At 56.0% G+C, this 7,928-nt stretch carries 5 protein-coding genes and 2 pseudogenes; 2 read left to right on the top strand and 5 right to left on the bottom strand.

Annotated features, from left to right (window positions below; genetic code table 11):
- Nucleotides 1–256: 256 nt before the first annotated feature.
- Nucleotides 257–568 (top strand): annotated as a pseudogene (locus R6U41_RS05805) (hypothetical protein); the annotation flags it as partial.
- Between the two features lie 120 nt (nucleotides 569–688).
- Here R6U41_RS05805 and R6U41_RS05800 read toward each other — a convergent pair.
- The 5 genes and pseudogenes from R6U41_RS05800 to R6U41_RS05780 all read right to left on the bottom strand — a co-directional run.
- Nucleotides 689–832, bottom strand: a pseudogene (locus R6U41_RS05800) (cation:proton antiporter); the annotation flags it as partial.
- Nucleotides 833–890: 58 nt separating this feature from the next.
- Nucleotides 891–1,331: a Na+/H+ antiporter subunit B gene (locus tag R6U41_RS05795; protein ID WP_410268887.1), complete on the bottom strand. Its 441-nt coding sequence runs from the start codon at nucleotides 1,329–1,331 to the stop codon at nucleotides 891–893.
- The gene (mbhE, locus tag R6U41_RS05790) at nucleotides 1,328–3,589 is read right to left on the bottom strand and encodes a hydrogen gas-evolving membrane-bound hydrogenase subunit E (protein WP_410268886.1); all 2,262 of its coding nucleotides are present in this window, start codon (nucleotides 3,587–3,589) and stop codon (nucleotides 1,328–1,330) included. The genes R6U41_RS05795 and mbhE overlap by 4 nt, the downstream gene beginning before the upstream one ends.
- 16 nt (nucleotides 3,590–3,605) lie before the next feature.
- Nucleotides 3,606–5,021 carry a pyruvate kinase gene (pyk, locus tag R6U41_RS05785; protein WP_410268885.1) on the bottom strand — a complete coding sequence of 472 codons (1,416 nt, stop codon included), beginning with the start codon at nucleotides 5,019–5,021 and terminating at the stop codon, nucleotides 3,606–3,608.
- 196 nt (nucleotides 5,022–5,217) lie between these two features.
- Entirely contained in the window at nucleotides 5,218–7,203 is a 1,986-nt protein-coding gene (locus R6U41_RS05780) for a ribonuclease catalytic domain-containing protein (protein ID WP_410268884.1), read from the bottom strand.
- A gap of 356 nt (nucleotides 7,204–7,559) precedes the next feature.
- On the opposite strand from R6U41_RS05780, the gene R6U41_RS05775 reads away from it, so the two are divergent.
- The gene (locus tag R6U41_RS05775; RefSeq protein WP_410268883.1) at nucleotides 7,560–7,925 is read left to right on the top strand and encodes an SHOCT domain-containing protein; all 366 of its coding nucleotides are present in this window, start codon (nucleotides 7,560–7,562) and stop codon (nucleotides 7,923–7,925) included.
- The last annotated feature ends 3 nt before the right edge of the window (nucleotides 7,926–7,928 follow it).

Here is a 7,928-nt window from a genome sequence, read left to right as displayed (position 1 = left end):
AAGAGACCATAAAATTATTTTGGGCTTGGAAAATTTAAAAGATATTTTAAAAGAGGATATTTTCCCCGAAGTATATAAAGAAAAGATAAAAAAAGAATGGGACAGCCTTAAAATCCTTAAAGGCTCTGAACTCGTTGGGCTATCCTATCGTCCCTTGTTTGAGGTCAAGGAATTAAAAACAGAGACTTCCCACAAAGTCTATCCGGCTGATTTCGTAAGCTCGGAAGAAGGAACGGGAATTGTCCATACGGCTGTTATGTACGGGGAAGACGACTATCTTCTCGGAGAGAAAGTTGGCCTGCCTAAAATCCATACTGTTGATGAATCGGGTAGATTTACAAAAGAAGTTGGCCAAGGACTGGCAGGCAGATATGTTAAAAGCGAGGAAACAGAATCCATAATTATTGACTACTTAAAAAAGAAAGGCTTTCTTTTTGCTCAAAAGCCTTATGAGCATGATTATCCTTTCTGCTGGAGATGTTCCTCTCCTTTGCTTTATTACGCTAAGAGAAGTTGGTTTATTAAAGTAAGAGAAGTTAAAGACCAGCTCATTAAAAACAACCAAAAAATTAACTGGTATCCTTCCCATATTAAAGAAGGCAGGTTTGGAGAGTGGCTGAGAGAAGTTAAGCGCAAACCCGATGACAATGGCGGTCAGGATCAGGGCCTGGGGCAAAGCGTTTGCCATGGGCTGGGCCGCAACCCCCGCATCCGGATCAATAAGCGGCGGATGGGTCTGCGAAAGCCGGCCGGCAACGAAAATCAACAGGTTCACCGCGTTGGTAGCCAGCGCCAGCCCGAAGATAAAACGGATCAGGTTGCCTGAGAGCATCAGGTACAGACTTGCGGCCACCATAAAACCGCATATCACAGACAGCAGGGTTTCCATGTCAATCCTTTTCCAGATCTTCTGCCAGATCCTGTTCCAGGGCCAGAATCAGGGTCAGAATCGCACCCAGAACAATGGCATACACGCCCACATCAAAGAAAAACGGGGTGCCCACAACCATTTCCGTGCCATTGAATTCGGCAATGGTCCACCACAGACCGGTTAGAAACGTTTTTCCGGCCGCCGCGGCAGCCAGCCCGGAAACAAGAGCGGCCAGCATGCCAAGGCCAACCAACCACAGCGGATCGATCCGGATGGCCCGGCGTACGGATTGCGCCCCTTCTGAAATGGCATACAGGGCAAAGCCCGTGCCCGCTACCAGGGCCCCGGAAAACCCGCCGCCCGTGGAATTATGCCCGCGCAGCAGCAGATAAACCGAAAACACCAAAATCATGCTCACCAGAAAACGGGTGGCGGTTGCCAGAATCACCGAGCGGGTCATGGATTGAGCCTCCTTCTGCGGATCAGGGCATAGCCGGCAATGCCGGCGGCTGCCACCACGATGATTTCTCCCAGGGTGTCAAAGCTTCTGAAATCCACCAGGATCACGTTGACAATGTTTTTGCCGTGGGCGGCCAGGTAGCTGTTTTTCTCAAAAAACTCCGTCAGCGAGCGGTCCAGGGGCGAAGACAGCATTGTGAGCATCAGGGTGGTGACCAGAATTCCAGTGGCCGCGGCCAGAGCCCCATCAAAAAACTTTCGCCGGCGGGCCCGCCTGTCGCCGGAACCCAGCGACGGCAGCCGGAGCAGAATAATGGAGACAATGATCACGGTCAGGGTTTCCACCAGAAGCTGTGTCAGGGCCAGGTCCGGGGCTCCGAAGATGAGAAAAACAACAGCAATACCGGCGCCCACCACGCCCAGCGAGCAGATGGCCAGCAGCACCGAGTGCGTGATCACCACCGCGGCCGCCGCAGCCAGGATCACAATGAGCAAAAGTCCCTGCTCCACAGGGGGCATGGTAATTGAAACAGCGGCAAACCCTTGCATGCCGCGGACATAACTCAAGGTGGTAACCATGAAGAACGCGGCCACCACGATGAAAAAATAGCGGTGCAAAGACCCGTTCTGCAAAATCCGGTTCTGGGCCTTGCCTGCGGCTGCCACCGCGTTGATCACGTGTTCATATAATTGCGAGGCATCCAGGGAAACGGCTGCATACACCGCGCACACCCCGCGGTTGACCCGTTTGCGGTTGACATACAGGGCCGCGCCAATGGCCAGGGTCAGCACGCTTAAGGCCAGAGGATCGTTGATACCGTGGAACAGGGCGAATTCAACATATCCCGTGGGCTCATGAATCGCCTTTACCGCCGGTTTGATCAAAACCCGGCCCACGAATTCCGGCACAACACCAAAAAAGATGGTAATCATCCCCAGTATCATGGGGCCGGACCACATGCGGATCCCGGCTTCTTTTGTCTCCAGATGAATCCCGGCCCGATCCGAGAGAAACGGGCGGATCAGAAAAACTCCCGCCACTGCGGTCATCAGGCCGTTTGCCAGCACCGCCGCTGACGCGGCCAGCCCGGGCATCATGGTTTCGGCCAAAACGCCCTTGTACATGATCTCCTTTCCGATAAACCCGAAAAACAGCGGAAAACCAGCCATGGAAAGGCATGCGGCAAATGCGGCAAATCCGGTAAACGGCATGGACCGGGCAAGCCCGTCTAACCGGGCGATCTCCCGGGTGCCGGTCTGGTGATCAATAATGCCCGCCACCAAAAAAAGAGCGGACTTATACAGGGCATGCACCAGCAGGAAGGTGAGCACAGCGGTCATGGAAGGCGTGCTCTGCCCGCCCAGCAGCATGGTCATGATCCCCAGGGCCGCCACCGTGGTATAGGCCAGGATCTTTTTGAGATCCGTCTGCCCCAGGGCCGTAAAGGCGCCCAGCACGGCCGTGAATCCGCCCACAAGCACCAGGGTGGCCTCCCAGGCCGCAGTCCCCCCCATGATGGGATAAAACCGGGCCAGCAGATAAATCCCGCCCTTGACCATGGTGGCCGAGTGCAGATACGCGCTGATGGGCGAAGGCGCGGCCATGGCATTGGGCAGCCAGAAATGGAATGGAAACTGGGCCGACTTGGTAAATGCGCCAGCAAACAGAAGCACCAGGATGGGTGGGTAGAGCCCATGGGCCTGCAGATCGCCGGCAACATGGATCATCTCCGAAATCTCGTATGTGCCCGAAGCGATCTGTAAAAGCAAAAAACCCGCCAGCAGGGCCAGGCCCCCCGCACCCGTGACCAGAAGGGCCTGACGGGCGCTTTTGCGAGATTTTTCATGTTCGTGCTCAAATCCGATAAGCAGATAGGAAAATATGGTGGTCAGCTCCCAGAACACAAACAGGGCAATGGCGTTGTCTGCGGTGACCAGGCCGAGCATGGAGATCATAAAGGCGTGAAGAAAAAAGAAAAAACGGCCGGTGCGGGCATGGCCGTACAAATAATCCACGGAATAAATGCTGACAAAAAACCCGATGCCCGTGATAATCAGGACAAACAAAAGGCTTAACCCGTCGATCATCAGCGACAGGTCCACGCCCAAAGCCGGCACCCAAGCAATGGCCGCGCGATAGCTGCGACCGGCCATGATCCCGGGAACCAAGCCCAGGGCGGCGGCAAACAGGGCCAGGGGCAGCAGGCCTGACAACCTTGCGGCCAGGTGGATATGATGATTGGACAAATGCGTGCTCATTTAAGGCAACCCGCCCCTAAACAATGTCTCCGAGCCGGCGCACCGTGATCATGTTTGTGGTGCCGGCCTCCCACATGGGATGACCCGCGGTGATCACCACGAGATCGCCCTTTTTGGCATGCCCCTTTTCAATGGCAAATTCCGAGGCCCGGTCAAACATTTCATCCGTGTCCTTGGTGTAATCCATGAGCCCGGGCAGACATCCCCAGTAAAGGGCGAGCTGGCGCACGGTCCGGATATCCGGAGATACGGCAATGATCCGGCTTTTCGGACGGAACCGGGCGATCTGGTGAGCGGTGTAGCCGCTTTTGGTGGTGGCGATAATGGCCCGGGCCGCCAGGTGATCGGAAAGAATGCAGGTGGCATGGGCCACGGATTCGGAAATCCGGGTCTGAAGAATTTCCTGAAAGGATTTTTCGTAAGGGTATTTTTCCTCGGTGACCTTGGCAATGCGGCCCATGTATTCCACGGCGCGCACCGGGTGATTGCCGGTGGCGGTTTCTTCTGAAAGCATAAGGGCATCGGCACCGTCTAACACCGCGTTTGCCACGTCAGTGGCCTCGGCCCGGGTCGGGCGCGGGGAGTCGAGCATGGAGCGCAGCATCTGGGTGGCGATGATCACCGGTTTTCCGGCCTCGTTTCCTTTCTCTACCAGCATTTTCTGGGTGCCGGGCACATTTTCCAGGGGGATTTCCACGCCCAGATCCCCCCGGGCCACCATGATGCCGTCTGAGACGTCCATGATGTTGTCTATATCCTTTAAGGCCTCGTGCTTTTCGATCTTGGCGATCACCGGGGTGCTGTGGCCGGCATGGGCGATGATCTCCTTTGCCTGGCGCACGTCCTCGGAGCGGCGCACAAAGGACATGGCCACGTAATCCACATCCTGGGAAAGGCCGAAGGCAAGATCCCCCTTGTCCTTTTCCGTTATGGCCGGGGTGCGAACTGAGCCGGAAGGCAGATTGATGCCCTTGTGCGATGTCAGGGTACCGCCCGAGATCACCTCACAGTGCACCTCGGTTTTCGTGGTCCGGGTGACAACCATCTCCATGAGTCCGTCTGCCAGCAAAATGGTGTCGCCGACAGAAACGTCCTCGGGCAGGTGAGGATAGCTCACAGACACCCTGTTGCCCTGCCCGGCTTCGGCATCGGTGGTCAAAACCAGGGTTTCCCCGGTTTTTAAATGAATGCCCGGGGCCTCAACTTCTCCCACGCGAATCTTGGGCCCCCGAAGATCCTGAAGGATGGCCACGGGCACCCCGGTTTCCTCAGAGGCGGTGCGCACCATCCGGATCATTTCCGCATGCGCTTCCCGGCCGCCGTGGGAGAAATTGAACCGGGCCACGCTCATGCCGGCATGGATCATGCGCGAAAGGATATGGACATCCGCGCAGGCCGGTCCGATGGTACAGACGATTTTGGTCTTAGACATGGAATCCCCTTCGGGAAGTTCAAGGTTGATGGCACCGTAAAAAGTCTGATTTCAGATGGTGCCGTAAAAGTTCAAGATCAAGGCTTGTGCAATTTCGAAGAATGCAGCGTACTTAGCCGTACGTGAAATTCTGAGAAATTGCGCATAACGCAGATATTGAACTTTTACGGCGCCATCAAGGTTCAAGGTTCAAGGTTTAGCCCAGGTAGACGGTGAGCTTGTCTCGGGCGGCGTCCACGTGCTGGAACGTAACCCGGGCCAGGTCTTGAGGCTTTAATTCCACCCCGGCGGATGAAGGCAGGCGAGCTTCCATGAGATAGTCCTTGAGCAGGATGGTATAGCCGTCGCGCCGCCTGTCCAAAACAATGGCTTCTGCCTTGCTGCCGATCATGCCCTCGAGGTATTTGAGAATCCAAAACCGCATCCGGCGGTTTTGAACCAGTCTGGCATGGGTCAGGGGTGGCTGGAGCAGCTGAAGAATCTCCTCGATTTCGGAGTCGGAATAGCCCTGCTCCAGACCCAGACACGCCCGGAGCTGCCGCTGGGAAACCAGGTCAAAATACTTGCGAATAGGAGATGTGGCCGTGGTATAGGCGTCCAGTCCCAGCCCGGAGTGGTGATCGGCCCGGGTGCCCAGAATGACCCTGGACAGCATCCGGCGCTGCATCCAGTTCTGAAACAGGGTTCCCTCGTCTGTGCCGGAATACAGCCGGCCCCGGGGATGGTTCTGGGCCCGGAAAATGGCCGGCATCTGCTTTTCCGCCAGAAACCGGGCCATGACCCAGTTGGCCATGATCATCATCTCCGCCACCAAAAGCCGCCCCGGGCTCTCTCGGTCCAGGATCCGTACCCGGATATCGTCTGCACTGCACACCCGTAGGTACAGCTCGGGCAGCAGGATCTGCACGGCCCCGTTTTCCAGCCGCCGCTTTTTAAAGGCCTGCGCTGCTGCATGCAGCGCGCGGATGCGATCATCGCTTTGGGCCACGGCATCTGTCTCGAAATAGCTCATCTGCCGGCTGACCCGGATCACCGAGGGCACGATTTCATAGTCCACCAATTCGCCGTGGGGGGTGACGGTAAAAAACGTGCTGATTGCCGGCCGCCTCTGCCCCTCTAGCAGGCTGCAGACATCTTCGGCCAGGGCAGCGGGCAGCATGGGAATTTTCAAATCCGGCATGTAAATGGACGTGCCCCGGGAAATGATCTCCTGGTCGATTACCCCGCCCTTTTCCACCCGGGCGGCCACATCCGAGATATGCACGCCAATGCGCAGGTTTTTGCCGGCTTCCTGTACACTCAAGGCGTCGTCATAGTCCATTGTACCCTGGCCGTCGATGGTGATAATATCCAGGTCGGTCAGGTCCCGGCGATGGGCGTATTCGGGTATTTGATCCGCAGCGCCTTCCAGTTCTGCGGCGTTTCCCAGAACCGATCCGGGAAATTCCATGGGAATCTCGTAGCGGTAAAGATCCAGGTTCTCGTGGGCCTGCCAGTGACCGGCGCGCACCATCACCGGGAAGATGGACTCTGCGCTGTCCACGCCAGCCCGGGTGAGAATGGCCCGGGCGGTGGTCTGCCGGGCACTTTCCTTGCCGTAGAGATAATAGGCCTTGAGCAGTTCGACGACCTCAGGGTCCACATCCGGCGGCACGCTGCCGTTGTTTAACACCGCGCGCACCCACTGGCCGCCTTCCTCAACGAGCCGCTGGCGCCGCTGTTCGGCCTCCTGGCGGGCAATGTTGTTTTCCACCACCTCTTCGGGGTGGGGATAAAACCAGTCGTGGCTGAATTTAAAATAAATGCGGTTTTCAAAAAAGGCCCGGATCACGGCTGATTCCTGGTCATTGTCCGGCTCGCCGGAAAAACAAAACGAGGTCATGGTGTCCAGGTCGATCCATTCCTCCAGGCTGTGGACCGCCTCCCAGATTTCCCTGATGTCAATGTGGGCGCTTAAGGCCTGCCTTCGCTGACCAATGGTTTTCAGCGATTCCACCAGTTGATCGCGGCCCTGGGTGAGCTTCAGCCCTGTACGGGAGACATGGGAAAGCCGGGCGGCCTTCTGGTTGATCTCCCGGTTGTTTTCATTTAACAGGCGCAGCCGCTCGTCTTTTTGCTCCAGGACCACAGCGCAGATAATGCGCTGCTGGTCGATATATTCCACAACCGTTCCGGATTCCATAAATTCCTGTCGGCGTAAATGATAAGTTTCAAATGAAAAACATACTGACGGCCACCGGGGGCGACAATATCATGACAATAAGGAAGTCCTTCGGTCGGGGTCAGTTTTTTCGCTCCTGACCATTTTTACTTAAAAATGCTCAATGTCGCTTCAAAAACCGAACCCCAACCTTGGACGCCTTAAATCCATTCTTTTTTTCTTCAATATACACATTAATCCGGGCAGGCACAAGGACAGTCCGTATAAACAGGCAAACCCGGGCAGACGGATCGACAATGCACAAATCCTTGTTATGTTTTGGGTCATACAGACAACTGCACAATCAATGCATCCATTTCAAGGAGGCGGCAATGATATTGAGGCGTTTGACAGTTTTTGCTGCGGCACTGGCCGCGGCTTTTGGGATTATGACTTTGGACGGCGCTGCCCTTGCCCAGCAGGGCAGCCCCAACGGATGGCACATGGGCCCGGGCATGATGGGCGGATACGGCTTTATGGGATGGTTCGGCGGCATATTTACCATCGTGGTCTGGGTCCTGATCATCGTGGGTCTGGTTTTGCTCATCAAATGGCTTGTGCAAAGCACCAGATCCGAGCCCGGCGCATCAGCCGGAACCGGGGCTGCCACATCCAGGGCCCTGGAAATCCTCAGGGAGCGGTATGCCAGAGGGGAAATCGACAAGGCCGAATTTGAGGAAAAGAAAAAAGACCTGACTTCATAATAT

The sequence above is a fragment of the Desulfosalsimonas sp. genome (assembly GCF_046483245.1).
Taxonomy (GTDB): domain Bacteria; phylum Desulfobacterota; class Desulfobacteria; order Desulfobacterales; family Desulfosalsimonadaceae; genus Desulfosalsimonas.
Note: the sequence above shows the minus strand (reverse complement) of the source record. Positions and strands in the feature narration are given on the sequence as shown.

Bases quoted from the DNA above. Each gene is read 5' to 3' on its own strand.
- pyk (WP_410268885.1), bottom strand. From the start codon at position 5,021: ATGTCTAAGACCAAAATCGTCTGTACCATCGGACCGGCCTGCGCGGAT.
- R6U41_RS05780 (WP_410268884.1), bottom strand. From the start codon at position 7,203: ATGGAATCCGGAACGGTTGTGGAATATATCGACCAGCAGCGCATTATC.
- R6U41_RS05795 (WP_410268887.1), bottom strand. From the start codon at position 1,331: ATGACCCGCTCGGTGATTCTGGCAACCGCCACCCGTTTTCTGGTGAGC.
- mbhE (WP_410268886.1), bottom strand. From the start codon at position 3,589: ATGAGCACGCATTTGTCCAATCATCATATCCACCTGGCCGCAAGGTTG.